The sequence below is a fragment of the Sphingomonas sp. genome (assembly GCF_030145815.1).
Classification (GTDB): domain Bacteria; phylum Pseudomonadota; class Alphaproteobacteria; order Sphingomonadales; family Sphingomonadaceae; genus Sphingomonas.
This window is the reverse complement of record NZ_JAIXHL010000011.1, coordinates 112057-129215: the sequence shown is the minus strand read 5'-3', so window position 1 is coordinate 129215 and position 17159 is coordinate 112057. Positions and strand designations below refer to the sequence as shown.

The 17159-nt window shown below is 65.4% G+C and carries 12 protein-coding genes; 3 read left to right on the top strand and 9 right to left on the bottom strand.

All coding sequences use genetic code 11. From position 1 onward, the window contains the following. Positions 1-324 precede the first annotated feature (324 nt). Genes KYX69_RS11710 through KYX69_RS11700 form a run of 3 tightly spaced genes read right to left on the bottom strand, consistent with a single transcriptional unit; the run spans position 325 to position 6030 of the window. Complete coding sequence (locus KYX69_RS11710) at positions 325-3588, bottom strand: error-prone DNA polymerase (protein ID WP_300497437.1); 3264 nt, start codon at positions 3586-3588, stop codon at positions 325-327. Further along, the gene (locus KYX69_RS11705; RefSeq protein WP_367280201.1) at positions 3588-5393 is read right to left on the bottom strand and encodes a DNA polymerase Y family protein; all 1806 of its coding nucleotides are present in this window, start codon (positions 5391-5393) and stop codon (positions 3588-3590) included. The genes KYX69_RS11710 and KYX69_RS11705 overlap by 1 nt, the downstream gene beginning before the upstream one ends. Beyond that, complete coding sequence (locus KYX69_RS11700; RefSeq protein WP_300497434.1) at positions 5311-6030, bottom strand: protein ImuA; 720 nt, start codon at positions 6028-6030, stop codon at positions 5311-5313. Before KYX69_RS11700 ends, KYX69_RS11705 begins: the two co-directional genes overlap by 83 nt. Before the next feature lie 271 nt (positions 6031-6301). On the opposite strand from KYX69_RS11700, the gene KYX69_RS11695 reads away from it, so the two are divergent. Beyond that, complete coding sequence (locus KYX69_RS11695; protein ID WP_300497432.1) at positions 6302-6502, top strand: hypothetical protein; 201 nt, start codon at positions 6302-6304, stop codon at positions 6500-6502. Here KYX69_RS11695 and KYX69_RS11690 read toward each other — a convergent pair. The 4 genes from KYX69_RS11690 to KYX69_RS11675 all read right to left on the bottom strand — a co-directional run bounded on the left by KYX69_RS11690 (position 6499) and on the right by KYX69_RS11675 (position 8059). After that, positions 6499-6648: a DUF2256 domain-containing protein gene (locus tag KYX69_RS11690; protein WP_300497430.1), complete on the bottom strand. Its 150-nt coding sequence runs from the start codon at positions 6646-6648 to the stop codon at positions 6499-6501. The two genes, KYX69_RS11695 and KYX69_RS11690, sit on opposite strands and share 4 nt — an antisense overlap. Positions 6649-6654: 6 nt before the next feature. After that, a complete protein-coding gene (locus KYX69_RS11685) occupies positions 6655-7299 on the bottom strand; it encodes an SOS response-associated peptidase (RefSeq protein WP_300497428.1) in 645 nt (214 codons plus the stop codon). A 121-nt stretch (positions 7300-7420) separates the two neighbouring features. Beyond that, entirely contained in the window at positions 7421-7591 is a 171-nt protein-coding gene (locus tag KYX69_RS11680; RefSeq protein ID WP_300497426.1) for a hypothetical protein, read from the bottom strand. Between the two features lie 99 nt (positions 7592-7690). Then, positions 7691-8059 (bottom strand): hypothetical protein, encoded by a 369-nt coding sequence (locus tag KYX69_RS11675; RefSeq protein ID WP_300497424.1) that lies wholly within the window; start codon positions 8057-8059, stop codon positions 7691-7693. Between the two features lie 674 nt (positions 8060-8733). Between KYX69_RS11675 and KYX69_RS11670 the strand changes: the two genes are divergently transcribed. Both KYX69_RS11670 and KYX69_RS11665 read left to right on the top strand, forming a co-directional pair. Next, on the top strand, positions 8734-9987 hold the full coding sequence (locus tag KYX69_RS11670; RefSeq protein WP_300497422.1) for a DNA repair exonuclease: 1254 nt from the start codon (positions 8734-8736) through the stop codon (positions 9985-9987). Then, positions 9987-13430, top strand: a complete 3444-nt coding sequence (locus KYX69_RS11665; protein WP_300497421.1) for a YhaN family protein — start codon at positions 9987-9989, stop codon at positions 13428-13430. The genes KYX69_RS11670 and KYX69_RS11665 overlap by 1 nt, the downstream gene beginning before the upstream one ends. Here the strand turns inward: KYX69_RS11665 and KYX69_RS11660 are convergent. Together KYX69_RS11660 and KYX69_RS23200 are read right to left on the bottom strand one after the other, a co-directional pair. Then, entirely contained in the window at positions 13427-16087 is a 2661-nt protein-coding gene (locus tag KYX69_RS11660; RefSeq protein ID WP_300497418.1) for an AAA family ATPase, read from the bottom strand. The two genes, KYX69_RS11665 and KYX69_RS11660, sit on opposite strands and share 4 nt — an antisense overlap. Positions 16088-16377: 290 nt before the next feature. Then, complete coding sequence (locus KYX69_RS23200; protein WP_367280200.1) at positions 16378-17142, bottom strand: SH3 domain-containing protein; 765 nt, start codon at positions 17140-17142, stop codon at positions 16378-16380. Positions 17143-17159: the final 17 nt, after the last annotated feature.

Below are 17159 nucleotides of genomic sequence, written 5' to 3'. Positions count from 1 at the left end.
CACCGAGCGTTGCTCATTTCATTTGAAGTAGCTGTGGCGTGCGGACTGGTTCTATTCATATCGTCCCGCCGACCGCAGCTGACGGATAATGCCATTGAAGCTGGCAGTGCAACCTTGCGCCCGGCCGATGTCGTTCTCAGTCGCCGCTGAGTCCCAGAACATGTCGAGCGGCCAACGTTCAGGGCAGTGATGCAGCAGGCAACGAAGTGCGAGCCGCACCTCCACTGTATCAACGCGTCCAGAGCCGGCACGGGATAACGCGGCTCGCAAAATGCGAACCGACAAATCGATGACGATTCGTTGATGGCGCGATAGCCGTCCCACTTAGTGGAAGTCGCGAGACTTGATCTTAACCGCATCCTCTGGGTCCATGCCGCCGGCGAACGGAGGCCAGTAGAGGTCGCGCGCGCCGGGCTTCCAGCGCTCGTCTCCGCGATCGGGCGATCCAGGATAGGTGGCCCCGTCGCCGCGCCCGGAGCGGATCGGTAGCTCCATGTCTCCGACCCGCCTCAGCAGATCGCCATAGTCGATGACGCGGTCAACGATCACGTGGATGACCTCGCCCTCCTTCTGGACGCGCCCCTTCAGTCCGACCATCGACGCGGACATGACGGTGCGGCGCTGGGCTTCGAAGCGATCGGGCCAGAGGATGCCTTGTCCGACGCCAGTCTCATCCTCGATTGTGATGAAGAGCACGCCACGTGCGCTCCCGGGCTTCTGGCGCACCAGGATCATGCCCGCGACCTCGATCATCGAGCCGTCCCTGACGCGGGTCAGGTCGGCGCACGGCCGCACGCCCCGGCGCGCCAGTTCCTCGCGCAGGAACGACAGGGGATGGGCGCGCAGCGAAAGCTGAAGCGCTCGGTAGTCCTCGACCACCTCGCGCCCTTCGGTGAGCGGCCGAAGCGGTGCGTCCGGCTCCAGGCCCTCGGGCGAAAACCCGCCTTCGCGCGCGTCCGCGGCGGCGAACAGCGGCAGCGGCGCTTCTCCCAGCCCCTTCACCTTCCACAGTCCCTGTCGGCGATTCTCGGCTAGGCAGTGGAACGCGTCCGCCTCCGCCAACCGCTCGACCGCCGCGCGGGGCACGCCCGCGCGGCGCCACACCTCCTCGACGCTGGCGTATGGCGTGGGGCCCCTAGCGCCGACGATCTGAGCGCCGTGCATGTTGGCGAGCCCGCGCACCTGGCGAAAGCCGAGCCTTACGGCCATGTAGCGGCCGTTGCCAGGTTCCAGCGTGCAGTCCCAGTGGCTCTCGTTGATGGAGACCGGACGCACCTCGACGCCATGCTCGCGTGCGTCACGCACAATCTGCGCAGGCGCGTAGAAGCCCATCGGCTGCGCGTTCAGGAGGGCGGCGCAGAACACGTCCGGATGGTGGTGCTTCATCCAGCAGGAGGCGTATGCGATCTTGGCGAAGGAGGCCGCGTGGCTCTCCGGAAACCCGTAGCTGCCGAAACCCTCGATCTGCTTGAACGTGCGCTCGGCGAACTCCTGCGGATAGCCGCGCGCGATCATCCCGTTGACGAGCTTGTCGTAGAAGTGGCTGACCCCGCCGGTCAGCTTGAAGGTCGCCATTGCCCGGCGAAGCTGGTCGGCTTCGACCGGCGTGAAGCCCGCGCCGACGATAGCGACCTTCATCGCCTGCTCCTGGAACAGCGGAACGCCGAGCGTCTTCTCGAGCACCGCCCGCAGCTCAGGTCTCGGATATTCCGGCTTCTCCTTGCCCTCGCGCCGTCGCAGATAAGGATGCACCATGTCGCCTTGGATCGGCCCCGGGCGCACGATGGCCACCTCGATCACCAGGTCGTAGAAGCGCGCCGGCTTCATGCGCGGCAGCATCGACATCTGCGCGCGGCTCTCGATCTGGAAGACGCCGAGCGTGTCGGCCTTCTGGATCATTGCGTAGACGTCTGGATCGTCGTCCTGAAGGTCGGCCATCGTGACCTGCACGCCCTTGTGCTGCTCGAGCAGGTTGAAGGCGCGGTTCATACAGCCAAGCATGCCGAGACCCAGGACGTCGACCTTCATGAAGCGCAGCGCGTCGATGTCGTCCTTGTCCCATTCGATGATCTGCCGATCCTCCATCCGCGCAGGTTCGATCGGCACCAGATCGTCCAGGCGATCTTGCGTCAGAACGAAGCCGCCAGGATGCTGCGAGAGGTGCCGTGGCGTGCCGACCAGCTGGCGGGCCAGCCGGAGCGTCATCTTCAGCCGGTGGTCGTCGCTGTTGAGGTTCAGACTCTCGATCTGCTCGTCAGAGATGCCGTCCATCGACCAGCCCCAGACCAGCCCAGTCAGCATCTTGGTGAGATCGCGCGGCAAGCCGAGCGCCTTGCCAACCTCAGCCACGGAACCCCTCGTGCGATAGCGCGTGACGACCGCGGTCAGCGCCGACCGCTCGCGCCCGTAGGTCTCGTAGATCCACTGGATGATCTCTTCGCGGCGCTCGTGCTCGAAGTCGACGTCGATGTCGGGCGGCTCCTTGCGCTCGCCGGAGACGAAGCGCTCGAAAAGGAGCTCGTGCTGGATCGGGTCGATGGATGTGATGCCGAGCAGGTAGCAGACGCAGCTGTTGGCCGCGGATCCGCGACCTTGGCAGAGGATGCCTCGCCGTCGGCTCTCGGCCACGATCGAGTTGACCGTGAGGAAGTATGGCGCGTAGCCGAGATCGTCGATCAGGCTCAGCTCGTGCGCGATCTGCTTGGCGTAGGCGTCGGGGACGCCGCACGGAAACTTCGCGGCGGCGGCGTCGTGCGTCAGGATCGCCAGCGCCTCTTGGGCGGACTTCCCATCGATCACCTGCTCATAGGGATACTGGTAGCGGATCTCGCCGAGGTCGAAGGTGCATGCCTCAGCGATGTCCGCGCTTGCCTGGATCGCGTCGGGGAAAGCGGCGAAGCGCCGCTCCATCTCGGCCGGGCTCTTCAGATGGCGATCCATGAACCGCTCGCGACGGTAGCCGAGCGCGTCGATAGTCGTGCGTTCGCGGATCGCGGAGACCACGTCCTGTAGCGGTCGCGCCTCGGGGGTGTGATAGAGCACGTCTGCCGTGGCCACGGCGCGGACGCGCGCTTCCCGCGACAGCGCGTCCAGCGCGCGCAGTCGCGCATGGTCGTCTGGGCGCCGGCGGTATGACAGGGCGCAGTAGCTGCGCTCGCCGAACGCTGCCGCGAGATCGGCAAGCTGCATGGCGGTTCGCTCGTTGGGTTGATCGGGAACGAGGATGCCGATCAGGCCGTCGCTATGCTCCGTGACGTCGGACCAATCGAGGATGCAGTTGCCCTTGCCGCCTCGAGCCTTGCCCAGCGACAGCAGCCGAGTGAGGCGAGACCATGCCGGTCGGTCTGTGGGATACAGAAGCAGCGTGTGCCCATCGCGCGTCTGAATGCGCGCGCCCGGAATCATGCGCACGCCGGTCGTCTTCTGCCCGTCCCATCCGCGCACGACGCCCGCCACGGTGTTCCAGTCTGCGAGACCCAGCGCGGCATGGCCCTGCAGGGCGGCGGCCGCGAACAGTTCCTCCGGCGCGCTTGCCCCGCGCAGGAAGGAGAAGTGGCTGGTGACCTGGAGTTCGACGTAGCGGGTCATCAGCCGAACAGCCCATGGAGGTGCCAGCTGAGGTCGCCGGTTTCGGCGTCGATCCCGTCCCCGCGACGGAACACCCAGAAGCGCTGCCCGCCCTCAACTTCGACCCGGAAGTAATCGCGCGTGGCCCAGAGCTCCCGCTCGCTTCGCCACCATTCGCCATGGATGCGTTCGGGACCGTCTCCGGCGACGACCTTGTATGGCATGCCGCGCCAGGTGAAGCGGCGGGGTGGATGGTCGGGCAGCAGCGCGACGACGTTCGAAAGCCGTTCGGGTCTCGCCAGCAGTCGAGCCGGCCGCTTCCACGAAGGCCAGCCCGCCGGAACGTCGAGCGGGTCGGCGCGGCGCACTGCGCGTTCGGGCACGTCACTCTCCCGAGGGGCCATGCGGAACACGGCGGCCGACCCGGCACGCCCGACCATCTGGTCTACGGCGGGCGCCAGGTCGGGCACTGCACCTTCCGAGACGATCAAAGATCCAATTGCCGTCGAGCCAAGTGGCTCGGCGTGCGGCACGGAAAGGCGCATCGCCTCGATGCCAAGGCCGGGTTCGATCCGCTCGAGCTTGAGGACGAACATGCGCTTGAGGTGCTTGGCGTCCCGCGTCGCGCGCGAAGTGCCAATCACGAGGCGCTGTCGCTCGCTGTCGACCCGCTCTGCGGCGAGCACGAGCCGGCGAGCGCCGAGCCCCCGCTCGCGCAGGATCGGCATCAGGTCGTCGATTAGGTCCGCCGTGACTTGCGCGATGCTCTCCGCAGTGCCGATCGGCTCTACCAGCCGCCGGCTTACCGACGGCATCTCGACGGGGGTCACCGGAACGATCGGCTCGCTAATCTGGCCGAGCGCCTGGTCGAGCCGCCTCACCGTCGCGAGACCCAGTCGTCGCGCAAGCGGACCGCGCGGGAGGCGGATCAGATCGTCGATCCGGTCCAGCCCGAAACGGGCAGCAGCGGCGAGCGCGGAGGTTTCGAGCCTCAGTGCGACCGTGGGAAGTGCGCGAAGCGCCGAAGCCTCTGTTCCCGTCTCGATCAAGGCAATGTGCTTGCCGCCATAGCGAGCCAGCGCATGTGCTGCGCCGGGTGTGCCCGCAATTGCGACGCGAGCGGTGATTCCGAGTCGCGCGAGGAAGCGCAGCAGCCTCTGGCAGAAGCGCTGCTCGCCGCCGAACAGATGGGTCGTTCCAGTGAGGTCGAGCCACAGCCCGTTCGGTCCGTCGACGCTGGCGCCTGGCGTCCAGTGCAGCGCGCCGTGCAGGGCCAGCCGCTCCAGCCAGGCACGATCGGCGTCGGGCTCGGCATCGCGGACCTCCAGATCGGAGACAAGCGCGCGTGCGTGCGCGGCCGCCATTCCTGGCACCAATCCCAACGAGAGCGCGACCGGGCAGGCGGCAAAGATCAGATCCCGCTGGCCGAGGCGTTCGATCAACACCGTTGGACGGCGCGAAACATCGGAAGGTGGCGCACCGGACGCACCGCTGCGGCCGACGTCATCGCTCCGCATTGCCTTGAACGGGTGCTCCGCAGCCTCCGAGCGACGCCCGAGCATGCGCGTTGGAGGGCGCTGATGCGCGGGCAGTTCTGCGATCTGCTGCGAGATCTGCGCGCGATTTGACGTCGCGTCATGAGCCCAGCGCGCACCCGGTCGCCACCCGCCGCCGCGAGGAACCGAGCACTCGCCCGGATCGTCGTCGATCGGCGGCTCGAGCGCCAGGGATGCCGGGCGCGGTTCAGGCGGCGCGAACGGCCGCGCTACCCTGCGCAGCCGCTCGATCGGGAGCTGCGGAAGGTAGAGCGAGGCGACCCGTGTCATCGCAAGCCTCGACGATCAGAGAGAAGGGATTGCCCCCGCGCTGCCGGACCAGCTCGAGCGACCAGCAGGGTCGCCCGACACCTGGATGTCCGAGGTGCACCGAAGGCGCGCAGCCGATCCGCCATCGCGTCATTGCGGAGGAAGGTGCTTCGAGCGGGTCGCGACCGGCCTTCTTCCACCGCCGAAGCATCAGCATCGGCGTTTTGCCGTCAGCGGCGGCGAGTTGCAGTCGCCGTGTCGCAGTCTGATCCGCAGCCTTCACCTCCGCCACAACGGCCGCGAAGCTGCCATCGCGCAGGCAGTCCTCGGCGACGGCTAGGACTGTCGTCTCGTCCTTGGCTTCGACATACAAGGTGCGATCGGGGGCAAGGCCGGCCTGTTCGAGCCCCGGCGCATACAGGTCGAAGCGGGTAAGCGCCCAGACGACGTGACCTGTGTCTCCGGCGAAACGCGCTGCCGCGCCCGCCCAGAACAGCGTTGCCGCCGCATCGTCACCGAGAGTCGTCGAGGCCGGACTTGCCTCATGCACCCCGCAGGCATCGAGACCTCCATGCGCCAGACGATTGTCAATTGCATCGACTCCGAACGACAGCGCTTGCGTGGCCCCGTAGCTCTGAATCTCAACACTCGCGCGCAACTCGGCTAGGAGGTGCAATCGGTCTTCATCAGGGGCAGCGGGAAGCGACATGGTTGGGAACACGACTCAAATGTTCCCCTATTGTTCCGATTCTAGTCGCGGCCGTCAATGCAGCGAATCGCTTGCGTTGGCTGCGTGGCCGACAGCAGACCCGATCGTGTGACGCGTTTGCTCAAAGCCGTTTAGCTAAGCGGCCGTTCGCGGCATGAGCGAAACGATGGCAGCCATTGTGGTTGTCAGCTGTTGAGTGCGTTCTTGGAGGGGGCAACTCATGGCACGAGAACGCATCGCATCGGTCGGATTGCTGACTCGGCGTGATCTCGAGGTGCTCGGCGCCGGCTTCAACCGGCACTTTCCGGTGGTCGACGACGCTATATTCGACGACCTGCTTGCCCAGCTCGACAAGGTTGAGGCCGAACCGTTGGGCAAGGGTGTAGTGCTGCGGGCGGACGGCAGCCCGAAGCGCGGCTAGACAGGACTGCCCTTCGCTCCAGCCGAACGGCAGCGATCAGAACAGAACTTCACGTTGTCCCAGTCGCGTTCCCACTTCTTGCGCCAAGAGAATGGGCGATCGCAGGCCGCGCAAACTTTCGTGGGCAGGTTCAGCTTCTTGTGCATCGCCAGTCAGATCAGGCTCGCTGTCTCGGCAGTCGACTTCCGCCTAACCCAAGGTTCGTCAGTGCGCTCCATATTGATCAGATGGTCCGGGAAGCACCGCTCCTGAAAGCCGATAAGGTCGTCGAAGCTGCCGCCCAGCCACTGGTCATACTCGTCCGCGTGCAGCAGCATCGGCATGCGGTCATGCACCGGACGGATCGCCTCGTTGCAGTCGGTCATTACGCCGGAATAGACCGGCCCCCATTCGGCGCTGTCGCGCCACAGACCAGCCCAGGCAAAGATCGGCGCGTCCTTTACGCTAAACCAGGTGCGGGTCTTCGATCCTTTGACGCCCTCGGCTTCCGCGAAGCCGGTCACCGGGATCAGGCAACGCCATTCGGGCTTGCGGGCGAGGCCGATCCACATGCCTTTCCGCAGGTCGGCGATGTTGTTGACGGGCTTCGGCTTTGCGGTGGGGCTCATGGACTTGAGGCGAAGCGGAAAGCCCCACGTCATCGATTGCATGACACGATGACCCTCAGCTTCGCGCACCACCATCCCAGGTGTGCCGGGGTATACTTCCTCCCCGGCGTTCGACTGGACCGGATTGGCAACGGCGAAGTGGGCAGCGACTTCTGCGGCTGACTTGCGCACGGTGTAGAGGTTGCACATGTCGCGAGCTTGGCTGCAGCAGCGCCCATACGCAATGTCGAGGACCGAAATCGAGGGGTCGCGACATTGGGAGAGCGGAAGCGGGCAGGCTTTCCGTAACCGCCCGTTTCGCGTTCACAATTCAGGCAAAGTCCCCTAGCTCCGCCGCCAACTTCTCATCGTCGGGCGCGCTCTCGGGGTTGGCATTCGAACCCTCGGCCGCGTCGTCCATCGGTGGCTGCTCCGGCGGGATGATCTGCTCAGGCTCGACAGCCATGCCGGCGGGATCGGTCGTGGTGCGGTCGTCGGTCATCGTGGTCTCCTTGGGTTGATGGAGCCACAACGCGCTTGGGCGCGAAAGGGCATGGCCTGCCCCACTGCATCAACACTGGCCGGATGTGCGAACGGCATCCTAAACAATCCTTGGCAAGCCCCCGGCGCACGGCTCAGGGCGCTCCGCTCGTTCATTTTCGAACGGTCGCATCGTCGCGTCCGCTCGGCCGGCCGCGTCCAGGATCGAGATCATTGCGCCCAGCGCCGAGCCGAGCACACGGTCAACGACAGCCAGCATCCATCGCAGCATCCGCGCGTTGGCCCGGCAAGGAGAGCAACGATGATTATGAATCCCGAGGAAGCTGAGCACGACGAGCAGGATGAGGCCGAGCTGATAGAAGCGCAGGAAGATGCCGCCAAGAAGCGGGAGGAAGAAGGCGGTTACCAGTGAATCGTCACGAACGACGGGCAGTGGCGGCAGGCACCAAGCGGCCGAAGAGGCGGTCATGCGCCTGCTGTGCACCAGTCGATGAGGGTCGGCACAGCCAGGCCCACGCTGACCAGAACTCTCTGCTTCAGCAGCATCCGAGCGGCACCAAATGATGCTCGAAGAGCAGGCCCAGTCGATCGGGGCGGCGATACACGGCCGTCGCGGTTGCTTCAGCCGTGTAGAAACCTCGATACATAATCCGCTGTCGGCTCTCACAGCACGACGCATATGACACCGGTGTTTGGCGATCAGCCCCAGGCCGACCGCAGCGTTAAAAAAACATGATTCAGCCGCTCTGACGGACGGCGTTCGATTGCTCGCCGTTCAAGGGCAGAGGGGGTCTTGGATATCAGCGCCTTTGACTGGATCGATGTCGATGACGCGCGGGTGGGGAATTAGGCTGAGCGACATTGGCAGGGTAGTGGTTTATCGAAACAGCATCGATAGCACCTAAGTTCCGCCAGGAGCGGCGGTTAATGGGTAGGTTGCAGAGACAGACAGTGAAATCAGCCATTAAGCAGCTGTTCGAGTTCTTGCTGACGAAAGGTCGTTAGCCGTAGCGGTCTGGCGGAGCGGCTGACCCTATGCCGGCCTCGGCACGCTCGCAATGTAGCCCGGATCGTCTAATGTGAGCCAAGCAAGGGGCACCGTGGCGTTCGTTTTCAGAGAAGTGACGAACCGAGGGGGAGTAAATGGGCAGCTTCCGATTTCTGCATGCGGCGGACGTGCACTTGGACAGTCCGCTCCACGGTCTCGCGCGCTACGAGGGCATTCCGCTTGAAGACGTCCGCAGCGCGACCCGTGCTGCTTTCGATAACCTGATCGACCTAGCGCTCCGGGAGCATGTCGACTTCCTGGTCATAGCCGGAGACCTATACGACGGCGACTGGAAGCACATGGGAACCGGTCTCTACTTTGCCCACGCCATGGGCCGACTGGACCGAAAAGGCATCCCGGTCTTTCTACTCGCGGGCAATCACGACGCGGCCTCGGTGATAACCCGCCAAATACCTTGGCCTGCCAACGTGCGGCTTTTCAGCAGCCGCCAGCCTCAGACGCACCTGCTGGAAAAGCTCGGCGTCGCGGTGCACGGCCAGAGCTTCGCCACGCCTGCGGTCACGGACAATCTCGTGGCGAAATACCCCGACGCCATCCCGCACGCCTTCAACGTCGGCGTGCTCCACACCGCTCTTTCCGGCGCTCCTGGGCACGCGCCCTACGCCCCCTGCGACGTTCTCGACCTGAGGGCAAAGCGCTACGACTATTGGGCCCTGGGACACGTCCACGCCCGGCAGATCGTCTCCACCGAACCGCACGTCGTCTACCCTGGCAATCTTCAGGGACGGAACATCCGCGAGACTGGTCCGAAGGGCGCGATGCTCGTGGAGGTGGCCGACAGGCAGGTGACCTCCGTTACGCCCGTCGAGCTGGACGTGCTTCGCTGGAGCAAGATCGAGGTGGACTGCACGGATACCAGGATGGACGCTGTTACCGACCTGATTCGTTCGGCTCTGGGGTCCGCCTTGCGAGGCGAAGAGGCAGGCCGACCGCTGATCGCCCGTGTGGTGCTTCACGGATCCTCGGAGATCGCGGGCACGCTGAAGGACCGCGCGGCAGAATTCCGCGACGAGGTTTGCGCTATCGCCACATCAATCTCGCCCGATCTCTGGATCGAAAAGGTGGTCAGCGAGGTAACTTCGCCGCCTGCCGCCCAAGCGCCGGAAGCTGGTCTCGACTTCGCCGAGATCATCGACGAGGCACATTCAGATCCCGACCTCATGGCGGAGCTGAGGACGGAGCTCGAGCCGTTTATCGTCTCTGCTAGGTCCTCTCTCGGAGCACCCGAGGAGGAGGAACTGCGTGCGTTTGCCGAAGCCGGCAGCTGGGACCGCATCCTCGAAGCGAGCGCGACCGCACTGCGGGCTCGCTTGGTTGGGGAAGCCTGATGCGGTTCGCCAAGCTGAGTCTGGAGAAGTATGGCCACTTCGAGGATCGCGTCCTCGAGTTTCGCTCGGGCGCTTCTGACCTCCATCTCATTTACGGCGCGAACGAGGCCGGCAAGAGCACGTCGATGGCCGCGGTGACAGATCTTCTGTTCGGCATTCCCATGCGGTCGCGCTACAACTTCCGCTTCGACTACCCCCTGCTTCGCATTGGCGCCCTCTTGGAGGAGGATGACCGACAGACCGCCGTCCGCAGACGAAAGGGCGGCAGCGGGACGCTGGTCGATGCCGACGACAAACCGATGGACGAGGCGCCACTTCTCGGCATGCTGCGCGGTCAGACGAGGGAGACGTTCGGCCGATCCTTCAGCCTTGATCAGAGCGCGCTGCGCGAAGGCGGCGAAGCGATGGTGAAGGCGAAGGACGACGCCGGGCAGGCGCTCTTCGCCGCGGGATCGAACCTGACCGCCGTCGCCTCGGTGCTGGCCACGCTCGAGGACGATGCTGACGGCATCTGGGGCAAGCGTGCCAAGGCCAGCCGCACCTACACCGCCGCCGAGCGCAACCTAGAAGCCAGCCTCCGCACGGTTCGAGACGCCAGTCTCAAGCCGAAGGCGTGGTCGGATGCGCGCGCAGCCTTAGAAGAAGCTAACGCGGCACTGAAGGAGCTTGAGAACGAGCGGCTGGCACTGAAGCAGGAGCTGCGCTCCCTCGATCGCCTCCGGGGCGTCGCCAGTCTGGTCGAAGCTCGCGCCCGAACGTTGCAGGAGCTTGGCGAGCTCGCTGACGTCATCGTCGTCGGCGAGCAGATCGAGGCCCAAGCACGAGAGTGCCTTGGCGCACTCGAACGGGCGGAACGCGATCGCACTATGGCGAAACGGCTCTTGTCGGAGGCCGAAGAGCGAATATGCGCCGTCGATCTCCGTGACCCGGTGCTCGACGCCTCGGAACAGATCGAACGGCTTTTCGAACGGCGCGGAGCCGAGACCAAGGCCGCTGAAGATCTGCCCAGACTCGCCGCGAAGCATGAGCAGCTCGAATTTCAGGTGAGCAACCTTCAAAAGGAATTCGGATCCGCGGTTGCGGTTGTGCCAACACGCACTCAGGTGACCGAGCTCCGGCATGTCCTGAACGGCATCGTGTCCGCGCGCGCAGCTGCCGACCAGGCTGAATGGAACCTCGGGGACGTTCGCTCCCGACTCGCGCGCCTGGAGCAAAGGCTCACCGAGCTGCCCGCGGACGCGGCCCTGACCACGCTCGTCTCCGCGGTCAGTGCGGCCCGGCAGCTTGGTGCCGACTTCGACGACCGCTGCGACGCGGCAGCCGAAACCTTAAATCGGACCGCTGCCCGGCGGGATGCGCTGCTCGCCCAACTGAAGCCTTGGAGCGGATCGGCCATCGACCTGCTCGGGCTACCTTCGCTATCGGACGCAGAACTGCAGCAGGGGCAGGATTGCTTCGCGGAATTGGAGGCCGAGCTTAAGAAGGCGTCCACCACTGCCACACGGCTTCGGAACGAGGTCGAGACCCTCTCGCATCAGATTGAAAGCGGAAGCGCCTCGGAGGGAGCGGTAACGATGGAGGCGCTCGCAGCTGCCAGGCGGGTCCGGGACGCGGATTGGGATTTCATCCGGGAGGGACTAACGGCCGGATCCGTGATTGAGGACGGCCGACGGCGAGCAGCCGCATACGGCGATCTCGTCGAGAAGGCGGACGCGCTCGCCGATAGGCGCTATTCGTCTGCCGAGGTATCCGGCCGCCTCGCGGAGATGGTCGACGTGCGCAATCGGCTTCACTTGGAGTCAAAGCAAGCCGGCCGCGCCGTGACCGAGGCTGAGGCAGCTCTGAGCGAATTCAGACGTGAATGGGACGACCGTCTCGCGCGGGCGGGGCTTCCACTTCTTGCGCCGCTCCCGTTGGCCGCGTGGCACGCGGCTCGCACCGACGCGATCGAGGCATTCGAAGCCGTAGCCGGCGCCGAAGGCGAACTCGCACGTGCGCAATCTCGCCGGCGCGATGCGTTGACGGCGCTATGTCGGGCTCTGGACATCGAAACTCCGACGAATCCAGTGATCGTGCCGATCCTCACCGCAGCGGAAGCCGCGCGGGAGATACGCGAGGAGCAGGCGCTCGCGAGAAGGGAACTCGAACAGGAGATCGCGAGGCTTGTCGACGAGGCGGACGCCCTCACCAAGTCGATTGCCTCCCACAAGGGGGGGGAGCAGAAGGGCCTTAGGGCCTGGAAGGCCGTGTCGGAGCGCGCCGGGGTCGATCTGCCGGTCGAAGGTGCCGACCTGCGCTTCGACATCATCGACGAGCTTCGTAGCGCTTCCGAGGAGCAGGCCACCCTTCGAACCCGTGTCGTCGGCATCGAGCGCGACGCGAACGTCTTCAAGTCCGCCGTGGCGGAGCTTGCGGCCAGGCTCGACTGCGCTCCAGGCGGCAGCGACCCGCTCGACGTCCTGAAAAGTCGTCTTTCGAAGGCCCGGGCCTCCGAGGCGCGAGCTCGGGAGCTCAAGGCCGAGGTGTTGCGCCGATCGGCCGAAGAGGGCGAGGCCGCCGCAAAGTCAGAAGCGGCCAGAAGCGGCCTCGGGGAAGTCATGAAGCAACTCGCGATCGAGGACACGGACCTCCTCTCGGACCGCCTCGACGCATCAGCGCAGGTGCGCGCTTTGCGTGCCAAGGTTCGCGAACTGGAAATGGAGATCGTCGCCAAGGGTGACGGATACGGACTTGAACAGCTACTTGAAGCGCTCGCCGAGACCACGCCCGACGAGATCGCATCGCGCAGGGAGCAGGCCAGCGGCGAGGCCGACGCGCTCGACGACACCATCTCCGATGCAGCCAGAACCTACGGCGACGCGCGCCGCAGGTTCGATGACCTCGACGTCGACGGCCACTCAGCCGCAGACGCGCAAGCGGACGCCGAGGCGGCACGTGCAGAGATGGCGGTGCAGGCGGACGCCTATCTGATGAAGCGCACCCAGGCCGTCATGCTGCGGTGGGCAATCGAAAAGTATCGCAAGAAGCACCAGGATCCGCTGCTCGCTCGAGCGAGCACGATCTTCGAGACGCTGACGCTGGGCCGCTACAAAGGCCTGGATGCCGACATGCAGGACGCGACGCCCAGACTGATCGGCCTTTGCGAAGACGGCAAGACGGTCGTGGAAGTGGGACAGATGAGCGAAGGAACGACTGATCAGTTGTTCCTGTCGCTGCGTATCGCGGCGCTAGAACAGTCTGTGGGCGCTGGCGTGCGGCTCCCCTTCTTGGCCGACGACCTCTTCGTGAACTTCGACGACGATCGTTCGCGCGCGGGATTTCGCGTGCTTGCGGAGCTGTCGAGATCAACTCAGGTCCTGTTCTTCACGCACCACGAGCACTTGGCGGCAATCGCCAAGGAGGTGCTTGGCAGGGAGGGATGTTCGGAAATCAGGCTCGCCTAGAGCAGCGTCGCGCCGACCGGATTCTCGAGGGCGGAACGCGCTGCGCACGTCGCCTTCCGCCGCTTGCCGAGCGCTATCCTGAAGTCGTCGAGCACCTTGAGATCGGCTTCCATCTCGTCAGGGGATGGCTGCGGGAGGTTCCGGCCGGCCGACATGTCGTGGCCTGAGCGTTCCGACGCTCGCTTCATTGCAAAGAAGATTGTCCGATAGTCATCGTCGGTGACGGTAACCTCCTTGAGCCTGCCCGTCATGACATCCGGCACGAACCTTACGACCGTCTTCGCGAAGACGACCTCCTCGACCGCCCGTTCCCAGGATTCGCGCAGGTCCGAGTAGAAGTCCTTCGCCTGCCGCCGGTATTCATCCGTGTCGAAGTCGGTCACGACCTTGAGTTCCTTCGCGCGCGTTCGCAACGTGTCGATTCGTGCATTGAGGTCGGCCACCCATGGCTCGCGGTTCTCGCGGATCACGCCGAAGCCCTCGGACTGGGTCTTGGCGACGACCGACTTGACCAGCGGCGCGGCGTCCCCTGCCCTGGCCGCCTCCGACACGACCTCGTTAAAGAACACCAGGTTGTGCGTGAAGATGATGACCTGCCGGCCCTTCTTCGCCTCGGCGACGAGACGGTGCGCGACCTTGCGGATGCGCAGGTGGTCGAGCGAGGAGACGGGGTCGTCAACGATGATGCCGTAGCGCGCGTCGTCGCCTCCGATCTCGGCGAGGAAGCAGGCGAGCGCGAGCGCCCGCTGCTCGCCCTCTGAAAGCACCTGGTTGTTCTTCACCGCGCCGGCACCGTGCAGGCCGACCGAAAACAGGCTCTTGCCACCCGAACTGGAGTCGCTGACCTTGAACGGGAGATGGGTGAGGTCGAGCGCGGCGATCTCCTCCGCGATCCTCCGTTCGAGCTCCTCGGTGACGAGATGCTTGCGCAGGGCGGTGATCTGTGTCGAGATCGACCGTGTCGCCACCTGGGCTTGGCATCCCGTCAGCGACCGTTGCTCCGTGACGTCCCGCAGGCGCTGCAGAACCGTCTCCAGATCATTGGCGAGCTTCGCCCGGTCCTTGAGTTCGGCAAGCCGCGTCCGCTTGGCGTCCAGCACCTCGGTGTGCGAGGCGCGTCGCTGGAGCGAGGCGGCCTCGTCCTCAAGGCGCGTGAGTTCCGCCGCGACCGTCTCCACGAGCGCGGTTACGTCCGTCGCCGGTGCAGGCGTCGCCGTCTCGTCCAGCAGTGCGGCGCGCCTCGCCTCGAACCCGGCCAGCGCCTTCAGAATGTCGGCAACGGTCATGGCCCGGGTCGCATCGAGCTGGCCGTATCCGGCGAGGGTCTCCTCGACCACGGATGCCTCCGGCACCTTAACGTGCTCGACCTGCGCTAGGAGCACCTTGAGGGCGTCGCGCGCGCCGTCGGCGCGCTTCGTGGCCTCGCCACTGACGAAGTCGTTGAACCGGGCCAGCCGGGCCGAGCCCGTTGGGGTGAGTGGCTCGAGGCACAGGACGCACAGGTCGCCCGTCGCCTCGGGCAGACGCGCGGGCGCGGGTTCTAGGCCGGCGGCCACGAACCGGCGCGCCGCCTCGAACAGGACCCGCCAGGCCTCGCCGCCGACGTTCGCGATGGGCTCGCCTGTGAAACTGGCGGTCGCCGCGATCCTCTCCGCCTCGACCGCCTGGGTCAGCTCGCGCCGAGCCGACGCAATGATCTCACCGACCCTGTCCGAGAGACCGTCCCGGAGGGTGGCCAGCACCTCGCCCACGCGCTTCATCACGGTGATGGCGCGGCGGCGGGTCGCCGCAAGCGCGACCGGATCGGCGACGAGCTCGGCTTCGAGCCGGGCGAGTTCGGCGAGCTCCGGCTCGCTCAGCTCGGACAGGCTGCGGATCTCGTCCTCGGTAGGCAGCGAGGGGGCTTTCGGATCCAGCTTGGCGAGGGTCAGCGTGACCGCGCTACCTGGGGTGTAGCCGGCCGGCAGCGCGATCCGCAGCCGCAGGGCGAGCGCCTTCTCGTCCGCCGAGAATCTCGTTGCCATCCGTTGGCATAGCTCGCCGTGGTGCTCGAGGATCGCGAGCTCGCGCGGCAGGTAGGCAATCCGGTTACCACTATCTACGTAGAGCCGGGCGTTGTGGCTGTCGAAGACCGAGATCTGACGGAGCTGCGAGGGAGGTGGCGTTGCGGGATCCCAATCGATCTCAGTCACCGCGTCGTCGCCGACTTGGTAGCGCACCTGCACCCGCATCGACCCGCCGCCGGCGTCGAACACGTTCCCCCGTAGTTGGTCCGAGGTCAGGCTCCGGCAAAGTCGCTTAGCGATGCGGGTGTATCCGCTCTTTCCGCTCCCGTTTTCCCCGTAAATCAGCGTGATGCCCACACCGGCCATGCGCAGCTTTTGGCCACCGGCAAGGCGGTCGATGTTCTGCACGGGACCAAGCTGCGCCAGCACCGTCCGCCGCGCCTCTCTCGAGCCGCCTCCGAGATGGGAGGCGTCGATGGCTGTCATGGGGTGGACGGTCGAGCCTGCCCCGGCCGCGGCGCGCACGTTGTCGAGGATGCAATCGACATCCGCCTGCTCGATCGAATGGTCCGCCGCGACGGCGATCCGCCGCAGGCTGTCCTTCACCCAGTCGGGCTGCTCGGCAGCCCAACCCATTAGATCCTTGGCCATGTCCCCTCCCCTTTTCATGCCAGACTGATCGGGTCTGGTGACGGACGCAAGCAGGGTTTCGCCCGTCGCGGCGGGAAGCGCTCTTGCGCTCAGCGAAGCGCGGCAGGTCTCTTGAACAGCAGCTTACAGGAGCGCTTCGCTTCCTCCGAAGCGACCGCTTTTGGGACGCTTTGCCGACGGCAGACTGTCTCAAGACGTCCCACGCTGGCTTTAGCCTATCTGCACATCGGCGATTGGTAACAGCTCAATGTGTGAAACGGGCGGCCGCCGTAGTCGCGTCACCGGTAACCTTAGACGCCATACCGTTTGTTGCCGCCGCTCGTAATGCAATAACGGCCGCCCCGTGGCCCGATGCAGACCTGGGATCCTGAGCATGGACAGCCCGAACCGTAGAAGCTGCCTCGCGAGCCTCGTCGGCTCCGCGAAGATCCGCGCCGCTTGGATAAGGCATGCTTGCGGCTGGACTTTACCGTTTTTCCTGCAACGTAGCTCGCACCAGCGGCCGCGACGGTGGCACCAGCTCCGGAAGACATGAGTCCCTGGGCTTGAGGCGGCGATGAGTCCGATGATGTCGAAGCATCGCTGGGCGCGGAGGCGAGGAACGAGTTGAATACCCAGCAATCGCCGCCGCCTCGTGTGAGTCGCGCCCAGTCGCCGCGCCGTTCTGCAACAATGACTTGATCATTCCGTGCTAGCCCCTCCGATACGGCCGCCGAAGCGTCAGGTTCGCGTCGACAGTTTAGGCTTCGCGCTGAGACATAGGCCGGTTCAGAAAGTGCCGCTTGCGTCGAGTTGCTGGGCGCGTCGGAAGAACCGGATGTGCACTTCCCGATAAGGAAGAGGGCAACGACTATCGCGATCACCACGCCACATCCCCTGCCGAAAGCAGAATTCTGCTGCGCTGGCCCGGTGGTCCTCGCCTGAGTTGTTATGGGTCTTGCCGGCGTCGGCTGATGGCTAGACGCCCTGTTGATCCTAACGGGCTTTCTCAATGCGCTCTCCCCCCAGCCGCGATACCCGAACGGCCTAGTTTGCAAAGTGCCGAACTGGACCATTATGGGCAACAGGCGGG

Excerpts from the sequence above, each read along its gene's own strand:
- KYX69_RS11710 (WP_300497437.1), bottom strand. The coding sequence starts at position 3,588 with ATGACCCGCTACGTCGAACTCCAGGTCACCAGCCACTTCTCCTTCCTG.
- KYX69_RS11670 (WP_300497422.1), top strand. The coding sequence starts at position 8,734 with ATGGGCAGCTTCCGATTTCTGCATGCGGCGGACGTGCACTTGGACAGT.
- KYX69_RS11680 (WP_300497426.1), bottom strand. The coding sequence starts at position 7,591 with ATGACCGACGACCGCACCACGACCGATCCCGCCGGCATGGCTGTCGAG.
- KYX69_RS11685 (WP_300497428.1), bottom strand. The coding sequence starts at position 7,299 with ATGTGCAACCTCTACACCGTGCGCAAGTCAGCCGCAGAAGTCGCTGCC.
- KYX69_RS11690 (WP_300497430.1), bottom strand. The coding sequence starts at position 6,648 with ATGCACAAGAAGCTGAACCTGCCCACGAAAGTTTGCGCGGCCTGCGAT.
- KYX69_RS11695 (WP_300497432.1), top strand. The coding sequence starts at position 6,302 with ATGGCACGAGAACGCATCGCATCGGTCGGATTGCTGACTCGGCGTGAT.
- KYX69_RS11660 (WP_300497418.1), bottom strand. The coding sequence starts at position 16,087 with ATGGCCAAGGATCTAATGGGTTGGGCTGCCGAGCAGCCCGACTGGGTG.
- KYX69_RS23200 (WP_367280200.1), bottom strand. The coding sequence starts at position 17,142 with ATGGTCCAGTTCGGCACTTTGCAAACTAGGCCGTTCGGGTATCGCGGC.
- KYX69_RS11705 (WP_367280201.1), bottom strand. The coding sequence starts at position 5,393 with ATGACACGGGTCGCCTCGCTCTACCTTCCGCAGCTCCCGATCGAGCGG.
- KYX69_RS11665 (WP_300497421.1), top strand. The coding sequence starts at position 9,987 with ATGCGGTTCGCCAAGCTGAGTCTGGAGAAGTATGGCCACTTCGAGGAT.
- KYX69_RS11675 (WP_300497424.1), bottom strand. The coding sequence starts at position 8,059 with ATGACCGCCTCTTCGGCCGCTTGGTGCCTGCCGCCACTGCCCGTCGTT.